Source organism: Pseudoalteromonas sp. 2CM28B (genome assembly GCF_023161935.1).
On record NZ_JALNTH010000012.1, the window covers coordinates 138,192 to 154,007 of the forward strand.

Genomic DNA, 15,816 nt, shown 5'->3' on the forward strand with positions numbered 1-15,816 from the left:
AGCCCTCACCTTGTACTGCTGTCGCTATCCAAGGTTTACCATCGTTTGTTTCACTAAATACAAAACCACCACTCCATGGAGGATTAAGCGCAATATGTGGCTTGCCTGAAAGTTAATAGCAACTTCAACCACTTCTCCCGGGTACTTTTTCTCATATAAGTTAATCGTAACCACACCACGAGAATGGATAAATTCAGCTTTCTTATCAGCCACTGTTACTGTGTTTATACTAAAGCGACTGTCGAGTTTTAGTTCAATTTGCTGAGTTTCTTTAATGACCCGAAATACTGTTTTCCCTGTGCCGGCTATCTGCTTTTCTTCTAGAAAAACGGCTAACTTAAGATCATAGAAAATAACATCGGTTGATTGAGCCACGCTAGATAATGGTTGACCAGTATTAGCAACGAGGGGATCTAATTTTGCAGGTTTGCTGGTGCAGGCACTGAGTATATATATATCAATGTAACAACCAAGTAACACCTAATCACATGGTGCAAGAACAACATAAATAATAAGCTCTTATAATTATAATTTTTTAATATAATTACATAGTTTTACGTTTATAGTGTTTAAAAATACGAATTGCTTATTTTTTAAGTTAACTAGTTACTTTATTTTACATTTAGCAAGGGATAAACCTTAAACAGCAAATATGTTTAAGGTTGTTTTTGCCATTTCATTTTATTATTGGTATCGCGTGAAGTGATAATGGTTTCATCACTACTTTGAATACCGCCAAGCTTGGCGAGTCGGTCATAAAGAACAACATTACAGGTTGCTGCTAAATTCATACAGCCTATGGTTGGAATATAAACAACTTCATCACACCACTTTAAAACGTCTTTTGGCACTGAACCATCCTCTGGGCCGAAAACATAAAATGCGTTCTCAGGGTGGGTAAACTCAGGCAAGGGAGTCGCCCCTTCTATTAGCTCTATCACCACCACTTTAGCACCTTCAGGTTTACTTGATGCTAAATTATCAGTGGCGGTTAATGGAATACGTTGCACTACATTTTTAGTATCGGTATGAAATTTCTGTGCGTTTAAATAACGCTTGCCAGTAAAAAAAACCTGCTGTGCGTCATAACAGCCTGCGGCGCGTAATACGCCCCCCACGTTGGTCGGGCTTTTTGGATTAATTAAACCAATACTTGCTTGTAATTTACTCATTAATTGCAATCCTTGGTTGGCCATTCGGCTATATACAAATCAAAATCTTCTAGCTTTACGTCACAGTCTTTTACGGTTTTATCTTTAACAGAAATGTTTAGCTCGTGCATTTTAGTTTTATCGCCGTTATTAAGTAACGGATGCCACGTTGCTAATCCACGTCCTTCGTGAAGTCGGCGGTAGCTGCAGCTTTGCGGCATAAAGAAAATGTCTTTGAGGTTTTCTTTGGTAAGCTTAACGCAAGAAGGCACTAAGGTTTGGCGGTTTTCGTATTCACTACAACCACAGGTTGCGTTATCAAGGTATTGGCAAACAATATTGGTAAATATAAGTTGCTCACCTTCTCTTAGCTGATCAGTGGCGGTAAAGTCATCTTCGTCTTCGCTGTCAATAAAGGTGTTTAAACAACACTTTCCGCATCCGTCACAAATGGCTTCCCATTCTTGCTGGTTCATTTCATTGAGACTTTTGCTAAGCCAGAATTGGGTTTTTGCTAATTGTTGATCAAACATGGTGTACTCGCGCCTTTTAAGAGCGCGCATTCTAACGTATTGCAGCAAAGCGCGCAAAGCCAATCCCTGTTTAAATAATGACTTTGCGCGATTATGTTACTGCTGAGATTTAACCCAACGTTTAATTTTTTGCTCTAAGATAGGCATAGGCAATGCGCCATCTATTAATATTTGCGTATGAAAGGCTTTAATATCAAATTGCTCGCCTAACTGCTGGTGGGCGTAATCTCTAAGCTCTTTAATTTTAAACTCACCCAATTTGTACGATAATGCTTGCCCAGGCCATGCAATATAACGTTCCACTTCAGCAATTACATCGCTTTTTGCCATTGAAGAGTTAGCTAACATGTAGTCAATGCCTTGTTGACGTGTCCACCCTTTGGCATGAAAACCTGTATCAAGCACTAAACGCATAGCTCTTAGCTGCTCATCGTTAAGACGCCCGTACCACATATACGGGTCGGTAAATAAGCCAAGCTCTTTGCCAAGACTCTCTGCGTATAATGCCCAGCCCTCAGCAAACACAGTGTAGCCGCCAAATTTACGAAAATCGGGCAGGCTTTCTACTTCTTGTTGCAGTGCAATTTGAAAGTGATGACCAGGTGCTGCTTCATGAATAGATAGCGTTTCAAGTAAAAATTTAGGCTGCGCTTTTAAGTTGTAAGCATTAATGTAAAAGATACCCGGACGAGAACCATCTGGTGCAGGCCCTGCATAAGATGCCCCCGCTGCCGATTGGGCACGATACGCTTCTACTGCTTTAACAATGTAAGGGGCTTTAGGCTCAATATTAAATAATCGCGGTAAGCGCGCATCTATTTTTAGTTTAATATCTTCATAGGCGGCAATTAACTCATCGGCTGTTTTATAATAAAACTCATCTGAGTCACGTAAATGATCAAAAAACGATGCTAAATCACCTTCAAATCCCACGGTGTTTTTAACCGTTTTCATTTCACTTAAAATTCGAGCCACTTCACTTAAGCCAATGTCATGAATTTCATCTGCTGATAAACTCAACGTGGTGTTTTTCTTGATTTGATATTCGTACCACGCTTTACCATTAGGTAAATCAGCATAACCAACAGAATCGCGAGCATGAGGAATATAGTCGTTGAGTAAAAACTCACTCATACGCTGATAAGCGGGCACTAATTTATCTAAAATAAGCGTTTTATACTGCTCAGTGAGTTGCTGTTTTTGTGCATTAGAAAATGAGTCGGGCATGGCCTTTATTGGTGAATAAAATAATGAATCTTCTGCGTTAGTTACTACGTGCACTTTAAACTGAGGCAATAATTTTTTAGCCAATGGCATAGGCAATACTACACCTTGTTTAACACCTTGCGCCATTGATTGTTCAACACTGGCTAACCATTTCACAAAACCATCAGCACGTTTAATAAATTGCTCATAGTCGGCAACAGTATTAAAGGGCTGTGCACTTTGCCCTGAACCAAATCCAGCAAAGGTATTATGTGCTCCCGACATTTGGTTAATCGGTAACAAATAATCTTTATATTGCATGCCCTCAAGCTTTAGGGCTAAATCTCGCGATAATACTTCAAAGTTAAGTAGCGCCTGCCCTGTTAATTGTGATTCATCGATTAGCGTTAAACGTTGTTGATATTTTTTATAAAAAGCAGATTTTTTATCACGATTAGCCTGCGATATCACCGGCAAAAATTGATCATCGAATTCATGGCGACCGTTATAAGTGGCGCTTAAGGGATTAAAGGTTAATGACTCATCGTAGTACTGTGCAACGAGCACATCCAACTGTTGCTCGGCTGATAACTCGCTTATTACAGGCGCGACCGGCTGATTTGTGTTTAATTGTGAGCTGGTGCTCATACAACCACTTAAGGCAAACATAACGCTACTGGCAACCAGTGCTATTTTAATAACTTTCATAAAGATCCTTGTTAGTTTTTACCCGCTAATTATGCGGTTTTAAATGGCTTAAATAAAGTAATTACGGTGAGTGGGATTCGTCGCTAGATAATTTACTCAATAGCTAATGATTGCTACATTCAGGTAAATTTAAATAATTAAATAATTAAAATGATCAAAATAAAAAAACATTTACTAACTACATCAATCGCATTACTGAGCTTAACAAGCGCAAGTACACTGGCAACCACCTATATATCGGCCAAAGCTTTGCTTGATGTAAAAACTGGAGAGCTAAAAGCTAATCCGTTAATCGCGATTGACGAGGGTGTAATAAGCCAAATTCAATTTAATAAAAAGCCAACGCTTACCAGTAATGATGAACTGATTAACCTACCTGAACTCACCTTAATGCCGGGGTTGATGGATATGCATGTGCATTTAACCAGCGATCCAACCGTTTCGCGCAGTGAACGTATAGGCCAATCAGTACCGCGTATGGCTATTAAAGCCAGTTACTTTGCTAAAAAAACATTAGAAGCCGGCTTTACCACAGTGCGTAACTTAGGTGCAGAAGGCTTTAGTGTTATTGCGGTTCGCGACGGCATTAATGCAGGTGATATTATTGGCCCTCGCATCTGGGCTGCAGGCCCTTCTTTGGGGATTACTGGCGGACACTGTGACAATAATCGTTTGCCTCCAGAAATGAAGTATACCGCCTCGGGGGTTGCTGATGGCCCATGGGCTGTTCGCATTAAAGTACGTGAAAATATTAAATATGGCGCTAATGCAATTAAATTATGTGCAACTGGTGGGGTATTTTCTAAAGGCACAAAGGTGGGCATACAACAATACGCATTTGAAGAAATGAAAGCCATTGTGGATGAAGCGCACATGCGAGAATTGCCTGTTGCGGCTCACGCACACGGCACTAACGGCATTAAAACAGCCATTAAAGCCGGTGTAGACAGCGTAGAGCATGCTAGCTTTTTAGACGATGAAGCGATTGAGCTTGCTATAAAGCACGGTACTTGGCTCTCTATGGATATTTACAATACCGAGTATACACTGAGCTTTGGTGAGCAAAATGGGGTAGATGAAGAGAACCTAAATAAAGAACGTCTTGTTTCTAAAAAGCAAAGAGACAGCTTTAAACGCGCCGTTGAAGCTGGGGTTAACATGGTATTTGGTACAGATGCGGCTATTTATCCACATGGTGATAATGCGAAACAGTTCTCGCGAATGGTTGAATTTGGTATGAGTGAATTACAAGCTATTCAAGCCGCGACAATTAATAGTGCTAAATTACTAAAGGCAGATTCACAACTGGGGCAAATTAAAACTGGTTTTGCTGCTGATATTATAGCGGTGAGTGCTAACCCACTTAAAAATATTTCTACACTTGAGCGTATTCCTTTTGTAATGAAAGCCGGTGTCGTTTACAAGCAGTAAACCCAAAACATCTTTATAAGGTTGAGCTTAGCTCAACCTTAACAATTTTTTAGCTAATGTAGTTAAACTGCCCATTTAATCATCAATACTTTTTTAGATTCTCTCTTGGTAAAGCCAACTAGCGACTGCAATACCCCGTTAATATTTTTAAATGTGATTGTTTTTAAATCATATTGTATAACTATCAAGCAAACACACCCATTAAAGTAAAAAAGTTTGAACTTTTTATTTTATTTTAAAATGATAACCATTATCATTCACGCAAATTAACAAATGCGAATGGTTATCACTCTATGAAAAGGTTTCAATACTCACTACTCACACTCGCGTGCTTAAACGCGCACTTGGCATTGGCAAACGAGTCACAAGTTAATTCCGATATTGAACGTATCAGTGTTTACGAGCAACAAAACCGAGTGGTAATGAGCTCAGGTTTGGCTACTAAATCTGATATGTCACTAATGGAAACCCCTGCACCCGTGGTCATTGTTGATAAAGCGCTTATTGCATCGCAAGGTATTGATAGTTTACAAGATGTGATCCGTAATGTAAGTGGTTTAACGCAAGCCGGTAACAACTATGGCATTGGTGATAATTTAGTAATTCGTGGTTTAGGTGCTAATTATACGTATGATGGCATGTACGGTGGCGCAGGATTAGGCAATACATTTAACCCAACGCGCTCTCTAACTAATGTTGAATCAATTGAAGTATTAAAAGGCCCAGCAACTGGTTTATACGGCATGGGCAGTGCTGGTGGGGTGATCAATCTTATTGAAAAAAAGCCGCAGTTTAACGAGCAACATACCTTAGAAATGGATATTGGTCAGTGGGATAGTTATTCACTGGCGTTCGATAGCACCAATGCAATAACAGACGACTTAGCTTATCGAGTCATGGCAAAAACCGCCTCTAGCGATGGCTTTCGTGATTTAAAAGAACAACGTGATGAAATTTATTCGTCTTTAAAATATGTTCTAAATGATCAACATGCGTTTGTGTTATCCGGAGCCTATATCAAGGACGCCATTGCTGTGGATTCTATCGGCCACCCTATTCGTATTTTTAACAGTGAATCGGTTAATGGTTTAACTGCAGGTGAAGTATCAGGCGCCGAATTAGTGAATGACCCTACAGCAAGTGGCTTACAATTGAGTGAAGTACAACGAAATGAACTAGCTAACTCTTTGGCAAGCAATGATGGTTTAACGCCCTTTAACTTTGGTACCAATGGCATAATATCACCGATGGCAAAGGATAACGAAGGTGAAGAGCTGCGTTTTAAATTAGCCCATAATTATTACATTAGTGATGATTTATTTGTTAATCAACAACTACAGTACCGTAATTACACCTCAAGTTTTGCCCGCCAAACAGGTGCTTACAACTACGTTTACTGGAAACGTAACGGCGTGATCAACCAAGACCCACGCGCACCGCTAGTTGTTGATGACGTGTTATACCCTTTTGCAGCCAGACGCCAAGAGTACCGCCAAGTAGAAGCGGATGAAAAATCATGGCAGTACTTTTTAGATTTACGTTATGACTTTATGCTCGGTAACATAGAAAACGAATTACTGGTTAACGCTAACTATGAAGATCGTGATATTCGTTTTAAACAATATTCTATTTACGATGCCGATAAGGTCATTAAAAACAAAGCCGGTGAGGTAATTTATCAAGGCGCACTGCCGTATATTTTTGATATGCGTCAGCCAAATTGGCCTACAGGTAAATTTAATGATTACGATCCGCTTAAAACCAGCGATTATAATAAAAAAGTACAAGCATGGGGTTTAGGCCTTCAGCATGTTGCCTACATTAACGATAAAATCACCACCCGTATTGGGATTGCTCATAACCGTATAAAACAAAGTTACGAGCATTTTGGTGTTGACCCACGTTATAGTCAAAGCCGCGCAAACCCAACGCCAGAGGCAAACACTTCAGATAGCGGTTTAACGTACAATTTAGGAGCTACTTATCAATTAAGCACTGACATGGCTTTATTTTTAAATCACTCAAAAGGTCGTACTGCCTACAGTGTACTTGGATCTGTTGCTGGTAATGAAGCCGATAGAGAAGACTCAGAATCTGTTAGTAACGATTTAGGATTTCGTTTTAAAGCGTTTGATGACCAATTACTGGCTTCAATTGTAGTATTTGAAAGTGCACGTACTAATTTAGAATATGCCAACCCACTTTATGAAGCAGGCGTGTCTGCACCAAACGTAGTAGAGAGTTTTTTTGATGGTGAAGAACAAACCAAAGGCGTAGAAATTGACTTAAATGCGTATTTGAACGATCAATGGAAAGTTAACATCAACGGGGTTTATCAAGATGCTCGCGATAAGACTAACCCAAACAGCACAAGCTTTGATACTCGCCAAAAAGGCGTGCCTTATGTAACTGCTAGCTCATGGGTAACTTACTCTGCTGCATTATTTGAATTACCTCACGCAATAGATTTAAGCGCAGGCTTAACGTTTGTTGATAAGCGCAGTACTAACTCAAGTTCGTTCGGTATTGATAACGGCTACGTCCCCGCTTATACCGTGTATGATGCTGCAGTTAGCTACAAAGCAGACAACTGGCAAATGCAATTAAACATTAATAACCTGTTTAATAAAAAATACTATTCTAAAGCCATGTTTTTAGGCGGTATGCCAGGTGAGGAAAGAAATGCAAAGTTAAGCTTTAGTTATACGCTTTAACACAATGCGCACAAGCCAGGTTGGTTTGTGCGCACTATATTTTGGTATAGTTAGATTGTAACAACTATACGGCCGTTAATTTCGCCTTTGAGCATATCATCGAAAATTTCATTAATATCTTCGAGTTTTTTCTCTTCAATGATAGCTTTTACTTTACCTTGTGCGGCAAATTCAAGGCATTCTTGCAGGTCTTTACGCGTACCTACAATAGAACCTACTACTGAAACACCATTTAGCACAGTATCAAAAATTGGCAGTGGCATATCTTCTGGCGGTAAGCCAACTAATACGCATTTGCCCCCACGGCGAACACTTTTATACGCTTGTTCAAACCCAGGTTTTGATACAGCGGTACAAACAACAGCATGCGCGCCACCTACTTGCTCAAAAATAGCCTCACTAGGCACCACTTCTTTAAAATCAAGCGTAATATCGGCGCCTAACTCTTTAGCTAAGGCCATTTTTTCTTCACCTGTATCTACAGCAATAACATTAAAGCCCATTGCTTTTGCATATTGCACCGCTAAGTGACCTAAACCGCCCACACCAACAATAGCAACCCATTGACCCGGTTTTGCATCTGATACTTTTAATGCTTTATACGTTGTTACGCCGGCACAGAATAACGGGGCAGCTTCAGCAAAGTCTAACCCATCCGGTATTTTAATGATGTAATCACCATGTGCTAAACAATATTCTGCATAACCACCGTCAATTGAGTAACCGGTATTATGTTGCGATAAACACAGGGTTTCACGTCCATCTAAACAAAATTCACAATGGCCACAGGCGCTATACAACCAAGGTACACCCACTCGGTCGCCCACTTCTAAATGTTTAATATTACTGCCTAGTTTTTCTATTACACCCACGCCTTCGTGACCTGGTACCAATGGCATTTTTGGTTTTACCGGCCAATCACCATGACACGCATGTAAATCGGTGTGACATACACCACAAGCGGCTATTTTAACCAGCACATCGTTAGGACCTACCTCTGGGATTGGTAAATCGGTGATCGCCAACTTGCCTTTATATTCTGTATTTATTGCTGCTTTCATAGTCATTCCATCGTTTATAAAAAATTTATGCTATTTAACAAAGACGTTAAACAACAATGTCATGTTACATACCCGCAACATAACCTACTATAGATGCTTTAATATTAATCTATATCAATCATTAGTCGTAAAACGTGGTTTTTTATCCAAGCTAAACGCTTGCCATACTTAACCAGCGTGCTAGCATAGCTTTCATTTATTTTTGAAACTTGTAACAATGACATTATCAGAAAAAAACTTTGCCTTTGTAATGCATTGTGGCGAGATGGGCAGCCGCTGGGGATTTAATCGTACAATCGGCCAAATGTGCGGATTACTTATTATTACCAAAGATCCAATGACGGCAAACCAAATCGCAGATGCACTGAGTATTTCACGCGGTAACGTAAGTATGGGAATTAAAGAATTACAATCTTGGCAGCTGATCAAGGTAATGCATATCCCAGGAGATAGAAAAGAATACTATGCACCTGCAGGCGATATTTGGGATATGGCTAATCGCGTGTTTGAAGAACGTAAAAAGCGTGAAGTAGAACCTACGCTTAGCTTACTTAGAGATAACTTATTAGATGAAGCAAGTAACGACGATGAAATTTATGCACAAAAACAAATGGGCGAAATTCATAACTTACTTGAAACAGTGACTAAATGGTCGTCAGAGTTACAACGCTTAACCCCAGAGCAGCTCAACAAACTAATGAAGCTAGGTTCAGGCATTGGCAAAGTCATTGACCTCAAAGATAAAATATTCAAAAAAGAGCAATAACCATTAAAAAAAGCCGCAATGAGCGGCTTTTTAGTTATTCGCTTAAGCTTAAATTTTTGGGTAAGCAATTCTATCTGACAAATAACCTACGCTGGTTGCAAAGTAGTATGAACGATTCCAGTGCATAAATACTTTGTAGTTATCGTATGCTAAATACATGCGTCCATTTATATCATCCGGCATGACTAATGCTGCATCTACAGCAACCGTAGGTAAATCACTGCCATCAACACGACGAACACCTAATGCTTGCCAATCTGCTAAGGAGCGCTCTGATTTATCCCAATACTCTAGCCATTGCTTTCGGGTTTTAGTACCGCGCTTTAATATATACTGCTTATCAAAGTCAGCGGGCAATTGTACCTGGCGACCCCAGGTTAAATTATCATTCCAACCCTCTTGCTTTAAGTAATTAGCAATTGAAGCAAACGCGTCTTCTTTGGTTGTCCAAATATCTTTGCGGCCATCGTTGTTGTAATCAACGGCGTAGGCATTAAATGAGGTTGGCATAAATTGGGTTTGACCCATAGCACCCGCCCAAGAGCCTTTAAATTTATCAAGCGTGATATGACCCGACTTTAATATATCCAGTGCTGCCCACAATTGGCGTTTGTATAACGCTTCACGACGTCCATCAAATGCTAAAGTTACTAAGGATGAAATAACATTGTGGCCGCCTTGAATAGCGCCAAAATTGCTTTCTAAACCCCAAATAGCCACAATAAAACGCGCTTGAACACCAAAGTCTTTTGCTACTTTTTCTAAGACTTCTTGGTTTTCTTTATACAATTTACGCGCACGATCTATTTTCCATTGCGGTACTCGTTTTGGTAAATACGTTTCCAGCGTTTCTTTTACTTCTGGCTGGTTTTTGTCTGCTGAAATGACTTTTTCTTTATAAGATGCAGTGGCAAATGCTTGCTCAATTAACTGAGTATGGTAGCCTTTTGCAATTGCCTCTTGCTTTAAATTAGTAAGATATTGTTGAAACTCAGCTTGTGTTTTTGCCATTACCGATGAGCTTAAACACACACCACACAATACAACCGCTAATTTTTTAATCACTATCTACTCCATTTTGTTTTCTTAATTGACTTAGCAAGTTTTCCTCAGGTGGCGGAATTTGTAAATAATAGCCTTGGTCGCTAAGCGACTGTTTTAAAGTGTCTAAATCCGCTACGCCTAATTGAGTTCGCTTCGCTAAGTTAATGATCATCACGTACTGAGGTTGACCAAACATGGTCATTAAAGGTTCCGGAACTTTACTAAAATCGTCTCTTTTTTCAATAAATAAGAAAGTATCTGCTTTTTTCTTACTTTTATATACCGCAGTTAGCATTATGGCCCTATAAAATCTTGCTTAACAGTGCTACACACTATAACATGGCAATAATAATAAGTTATAAAAATTAGTGTGGAAACTGTAATAAAAGCCTTGTTCAGCCTAGGTTTATATAAAGTTACATGCTAACTAGACAATCCAGTTGAGCATCTATGTCGGACCAAATTTTTGAGCTAAAAGGCAACCTTTTTACGTTATCAGTTTTGCATCTTTATAGTACTGATATTAACCTTTTAGCAGAACAACTGTATGTAAAAATTGCCCAAGCCCCAAAATTCTTTGAGGGTGCCCCTATCGTCGTCAATTTAATTGAAGTAAAAAACAGCGCAATCGACTTTGTTCACTTAAAATCGCTTATTGAACGCATGAGCTTTAATGCTGTGGGTGTATGTAATGGTTCGGATGAACAGCATAAACAGGCAAAAGCCGCAGGGTTGTCTGTTTTAAACTATTCTCAAGACGTTAGGAGCGAACCCGCAAGAGTAGAGCCAAATACTTCGGTTGTAGAAAAAACCGTGTATTTACCAGCGCAAATTATTAATGGTGCGGTGCGCTCAGGCCAACAAGTTTACGCCAAAGACCGCGACTTGGTGGTGTTAGGCGCGGTAAGCCATGGCGCAGAAGTTATTGCCGATGGCAATGTACATATTTACGGAACCCTACGAGGGCGTGCAATTGCCGGTGCAAAAGGGCTCGAAAACGCATACATATTTTGTAATAAATTAGAAGCAGAACTCGTTTCAATCAATGGTAATTACTGGATCAGTGACTCACTGCAAGGTGAACACTGGGGTAACGCAGTTCAAATACAACAAAAAAATGAATCTTTAGAAATTTCAGCTTTGGTTAAAGGATAAATCTCATGGCAAAAATAATTGTCGTTACCTCGGGTAAAGGGGGTGTTGGTAAAACAACATCAAGCGCAGCAATTGGTACAGGCTTAGCATTAAAAGGCTACAAAACTGTTATCATCGATTTTGATATCGGCTTACGTAATTTAGACCTCATCATGGGTTGTGAACGTCGCGTAGTGTATGACTTTGTTAATGTGATCAATGGCGAAGCTAACCTTAATCAAGCACTCATAAAAGACAAACGTGTAGAAAAGTTATTTTTACTTCCTGCTTCACAAACTCGCGATAAAGACGCACTCACCCGTGATGGTGTTGAACGCGTATTGAACGAGTTAAAAGAAGACTTTGACTATATTGTTTGTGATTCTCCTGCAGGTATTGAAGCCGGAGCTATGATGGCGATGTACTTCGCTGATGAAGCGATAGTTACAACCAACCCTGAAGTCTCGTCAGTACGAGATTCGGATCGTATTCTAGGCATTTTACACAGTAAATCGAAACGTGCCGAAGAAGGATTAGAAAACATTAAAGAGCATTTGCTAATAACACGCTATAATCCAGATCGTGTATCAAAAGGTGAAATGCTATCTGTTGAAGATATCCAGGACATCCTAGCCATAGACTTACTAGGTGTCATTCCTGAATCTCAAGCAGTACTTAGTGCATCAAACTCTGGACAGCCGGTAATTCTTGATAGCGAATCAGACGCAGGTCAAGCTTATGCTGATGCGATCAGTCGTTTATTAGGCGAAACGGTTGAATTTAGATTTTTAGATGTAGAGAAAAAGGGTTTATTCAAACGGATATTTGGAGGTTAATGTGTCTTTACTTGACTACTTCCGCTCAGAAAAGAAAAACAGTGCGTCATTAGCAAAAGAGCGATTGCAGATCATTGTCGCGCACGAGCGTTCTCAGCGTGGAACACCAGATTACTTGCCACAATTAAAGCAAGATATTCTTGATGTGATCCGTAAGTACGTTAATGTAGGCGCCGATGCGGTTCAAGTTCAGTTTGATCAAAATGAAGACGATTTAGCGGTACTCGAGCTCAATGTCACATTACCTGACGAAGAAAAGAAATAACAAACAAGGGCGCTAAGCGCCCTTTTTATTTGTTTGTAACTCGCCTTTATGACTTTAATTATCCCACTCTTTAAGAGCGTCTTTAACAAAGTCATAGCGCCATGAACTGAGTAAATCTGGCTTTATGTGTTTTTCTTTTTGCTGAGCAGTTAACTTCCAATTCCAACTAATTAGCTGATTTATTTGCTTTTTAGAGGCCATAACGTCTTCTGGAATGTTATGCTCTTTAGCAACTTTAGTAATTTTTTGTTTGATCTCCTTCGCTACTTTTTTATAGGTAGGAAAATCAATTAACCGCTTTAATACTTGTGGGTGTTGCTCAGCTGGAATGGCTTTGGCCTGCTCAATACACTTTAAAATTTCAACCCCAGAACGATTCACTTCAATGGGTTCTACCCCAGGAATTTGTCTCAGAGCATTTAAACTTGAAGGGCCTCGTTTGGCAATTTCGGTCATATTGTGCTCTTTAAGTACAAAATTAAGCGCTAGATTTTTACGAATGGCTTTATTTCGACGCCATACTGCTAACTCTTTAAGTACCGCTAGTTCATGCGGCTTAAGTTGCCATGCATTTTTAATTTCTTTGTAAAGTAGCTCATCCGGAATTTGAAAAGCACGTTTATTGGCAACTAATTCACTTTCATTGATCACAATATCAAATAAATCAGCGGCTTTAATGCTATCTATAATTAACTCAAAACATGGCAGCAGGTGATACGTATCAGCAGCAGCGTATTCAAGTTGCTTTTGAGTAAGGGGGCGTTGTAACCAATTAGTGCGCGATTCGCTTTTATCAATCTCAATATTCAATAATGTTTTCACCATTAAGGCAAAGCCCATACAGTTTCCCTCACCTAATAGCTGAAGTGCAAACTGGGTATCGAATAAAGGATAAGGAACAAACCCTGCGTACTTTTGAAAAACTTCAATATCTTCTGAGGGTGAATGGAGTACTTTTAGCACTTTAGGATCTTTAAGTATTTGCCAAAAATCAAACAAGGAAAGCTCGGCAAGCGGGTCAATAAGCGCTAAATGTTCGCCATCATAAACTTGAATAAGTGCAACTTCTGGATACAAAGTACGGCGGCGCATAAACTCGGTATCAATAGCAAGAATGGGTTTGTTTTTAATTTGTTCTACAAACGTATTAAGCTCATTTTGGGTTTGGATTAATTGGTAGTGCACTGAGTCTCCTACAATAAAAAAGCCGACTGATGTCGGCTTTTTTATAGTTGCTAATCTTTTAAGGCTCTTCTGAGAATTTTACCCACGTTAGTTTTGGGTAACTCATCCTTAAACTCAACGAGTTTAGGAACCTTGTAATTAGTTAAATTATCACGACAATGTTTTATTATATCTTTTTCAGTTAAAGAAGGGTCTTTTTTCACAACAAAAACTTTAACTTGTTCACCACTAATGTCATGAGGGATACCAACCGCAGCCACTTCAAGCACGCCTTCGTGCATGGCAACCACTTCTTCTATTTCATTTGGGAAAACATTAAAGCCTGAAACAATAATCATGTCTTTTTTACGATCAACAATGTAGAAAAAACCTTCGTCATCGTAAGTGGCAATATCACCAGTTGCAAACCAGCCATCTTTTAAACATTCAGCAGTTGCATCAGGGCGATTATAATAACCAAGCATTACTTGCGGACCTTTTACCCACAGTTCACCCGGCTCACCTTTAGCAGCTTCTTCACCGTTATCGAGCATTAATTTAATGTCAGTACTTGGCGCAGGTAGACCGATAGAGCCATTATAAGCTTCTAAATCATACGGGCTAATTGTGACTAAGGGAGAACATTCTGTCAGGCCATAGCCTTCCATTAGTTTGCTGTTAGTGACCTTTTGCCATTTTTCTGCAACAGGGCGTTGTACTGCCATGCCGCCGCCTAATGACATTTTAAGGTGACTAAAATCAAGCTCAGAGAAACCAGGGGTATTTAATAAGCCATTAAATAAAGTGTTCACCCCTGTGATAGCAGTAAATTTATGCTGACTAAGCTCTTTTACAAATCCAGGCATATCACGTGGATTAGTAATTAAAACGTTTAAGCCGCCGTATTTCATAAATGTTAAACAGTTCGCTGTTAATGCAAATATATGATAGAGCGGTAGCGCGGTAATAACCACTTCTCTACCACGCTCAAGCACGTTATCTAAACAACCAGATACTTGCTCAAGGTTACCCACCATATTACCGTGGCTCAACATTGCCCCTTTAGATACACCGGTTGTACCACCGGTGTATTGTAAAAATGCTAAATCGCTTAAGTTAACCTCTGGGCGCTTATAGCCATTCAGATCAGCTTTTAATAAATCACAAAAGTTAATCGTGTTAGGCAACGTATAGCTTGGTACCATTTTTTTGAAATACTTAACAACAAAATTGACTAAATGCTTTTTGAGTCCGCCCATCATGTCACCAACCTGCGTAACCACAATGTGTTTAACGTCAGTATTAGGCAGTGCTTTTTCAAGCGTGACAGCAAAGTTAGCAAGAATAAATATTGCTGATGTTTCAGAATCTTTTAATTGGTGCTCTAGCTCACGAACGGTATATAGCGGATTAACGTTAACCACCACACACCCTGCGCGTAAAATACCTAATATAGCAATTGGGGTTTGCAACAAGTTAGGCATCATAACAGCGACTTTATCGCCCTTTTTTAACCCTAAATCGTTTTGAATATAAGCCGCAACACGTTTTGTTGCCGCGTCAATTTCGTTATATGACAATGTTTTACCCATATTAGTAAATGCAGGTAAATCTTTGTAATCATTAAAACTTTTTTCAAACACTTCGAGTAACGAGTTGTAGTGCTCAGGATCGATTGTTTCAGGCATACCTTCTGGGTAGCGCTTAAGCCAGATTTTTTCCACTCTTAGCCCCTGTTTATAATTATATTTTTATTAACCTTAATCTAAGTAAGGCACTTTCACAATTGAGCAAATACTCTAA

The 15,816-nt window shown here is 39.5% G+C and carries 15 protein-coding genes; 6 read left to right on the plus strand and 9 right to left on the minus strand.

Annotated elements, in window-relative coordinates:
• Positions 1-24 precede the first annotated feature (24 nt).
• From MTN96_RS17165 to MTN96_RS17180, 4 genes are all read right to left on the minus strand, one after another.
• Positions 25-480 carry a hypothetical protein gene (locus MTN96_RS17165; protein WP_248532307.1) on the minus strand — a complete coding sequence of 152 codons (456 nt, stop codon included), beginning with the start codon at positions 478-480 and terminating at the stop codon, positions 25-27.
• A 176-nt stretch (positions 481-656) separates the two neighbouring features.
• A complete protein-coding gene (locus tag MTN96_RS17170; RefSeq protein ID WP_214551902.1) occupies positions 657-1,172 on the minus strand; it encodes an RNA methyltransferase in 516 nt (171 codons plus the stop codon).
• Positions 1,172-1,684 carry a YcgN family cysteine cluster protein gene (locus tag MTN96_RS17175; protein ID WP_016900173.1) on the minus strand — a complete coding sequence of 171 codons (513 nt, stop codon included), beginning with the start codon at positions 1,682-1,684 and terminating at the stop codon, positions 1,172-1,174. The genes MTN96_RS17170 and MTN96_RS17175 overlap by 1 nt, the downstream gene beginning before the upstream one ends.
• 96 nt (positions 1,685-1,780) lie before the next feature.
• Entirely contained in the window at positions 1,781-3,598 is a 1,818-nt protein-coding gene (locus MTN96_RS17180) for a DUF885 family protein (protein ID WP_248532308.1), read from the minus strand.
• A 159-nt stretch (positions 3,599-3,757) separates the two neighbouring features.
• On the opposite strand from MTN96_RS17180, the gene MTN96_RS17185 reads away from it, so the two are divergent.
• Positions 3,758-5,029, plus strand: coding sequence for an amidohydrolase family protein (locus MTN96_RS17185; RefSeq protein ID WP_171034683.1), 1,272 nt, complete (start codon positions 3,758-3,760; stop codon positions 5,027-5,029).
• 293 nt (positions 5,030-5,322) lie between these two features.
• Positions 5,323-7,743, plus strand: a complete 2,421-nt coding sequence (locus tag MTN96_RS17190) for a TonB-dependent siderophore receptor (protein WP_248532310.1) — start codon at positions 5,323-5,325, stop codon at positions 7,741-7,743.
• A gap of 50 nt (positions 7,744-7,793) precedes the next feature.
• Here MTN96_RS17190 and adhP read toward each other — a convergent pair whose 3' ends face one another.
• A complete protein-coding gene (gene adhP, locus MTN96_RS17195) occupies positions 7,794-8,804 on the minus strand; it encodes an alcohol dehydrogenase AdhP (protein ID WP_214551905.1) in 1,011 nt (336 codons plus the stop codon).
• Positions 8,805-9,021: 217 nt separating this feature from the next.
• Between adhP and MTN96_RS17200 the strand changes: the two genes are divergently transcribed.
• Positions 9,022-9,570, plus strand: a complete 549-nt coding sequence (locus MTN96_RS17200) for a GbsR/MarR family transcriptional regulator (protein WP_013463314.1) — start codon at positions 9,022-9,024, stop codon at positions 9,568-9,570.
• Positions 9,571-9,618: 48 nt separating this feature from the next.
• Here MTN96_RS17200 and MTN96_RS17205 read toward each other — a convergent pair whose 3' ends face one another.
• Positions 9,619-10,635 (minus strand): lytic transglycosylase domain-containing protein, encoded by a 1,017-nt coding sequence (locus MTN96_RS17205; RefSeq protein ID WP_069439737.1) that lies wholly within the window; start codon positions 10,633-10,635, stop codon positions 9,619-9,621.
• Complete coding sequence (locus tag MTN96_RS17210; RefSeq protein WP_036984015.1) at positions 10,628-10,909, minus strand: YcgL domain-containing protein; 282 nt, start codon at positions 10,907-10,909, stop codon at positions 10,628-10,630. The genes MTN96_RS17205 and MTN96_RS17210 overlap by 8 nt, the downstream gene beginning before the upstream one ends.
• 155 nt (positions 10,910-11,064) lie before the next feature.
• Here MTN96_RS17210 and minC point away from each other — a divergent pair, with 155 nt between their 5' ends.
• Genes minC through minE form a run of 3 tightly spaced genes read left to right on the plus strand, consistent with a single transcriptional unit; the run spans position 11,065 to position 12,849 of the window.
• Positions 11,065-11,769: a septum site-determining protein MinC gene (gene minC, locus MTN96_RS17215; protein WP_069439736.1), complete on the plus strand. Its 705-nt coding sequence runs from the start codon at positions 11,065-11,067 to the stop codon at positions 11,767-11,769.
• A gap of 5 nt (positions 11,770-11,774) precedes the next feature.
• The gene (minD, locus tag MTN96_RS17220; RefSeq protein ID WP_013463309.1) at positions 11,775-12,584 is read left to right on the plus strand and encodes a septum site-determining protein MinD; all 810 of its coding nucleotides are present in this window, start codon (positions 11,775-11,777) and stop codon (positions 12,582-12,584) included.
• 1 nt (position 12,585) lies between these two features.
• Positions 12,586-12,849, plus strand: a complete 264-nt coding sequence (gene minE / locus MTN96_RS17225) for a cell division topological specificity factor MinE (protein WP_008111532.1) — start codon at positions 12,586-12,588, stop codon at positions 12,847-12,849.
• Between the two features lie 54 nt (positions 12,850-12,903).
• Here the strand turns inward: minE and rnd are convergent, their stop codons facing one another.
• Positions 12,904-14,034: a ribonuclease D gene (gene rnd / locus MTN96_RS17230; protein ID WP_013463308.1), complete on the minus strand. Its 1,131-nt coding sequence runs from the start codon at positions 14,032-14,034 to the stop codon at positions 12,904-12,906.
• 50 nt (positions 14,035-14,084) lie between these two features.
• Entirely contained in the window at positions 14,085-15,737 is a 1,653-nt protein-coding gene (gene fadD / locus MTN96_RS17235) for a long-chain-fatty-acid--CoA ligase FadD (RefSeq protein ID WP_069439735.1), read from the minus strand.
• Positions 15,738-15,816: the final 79 nt, after the last annotated feature.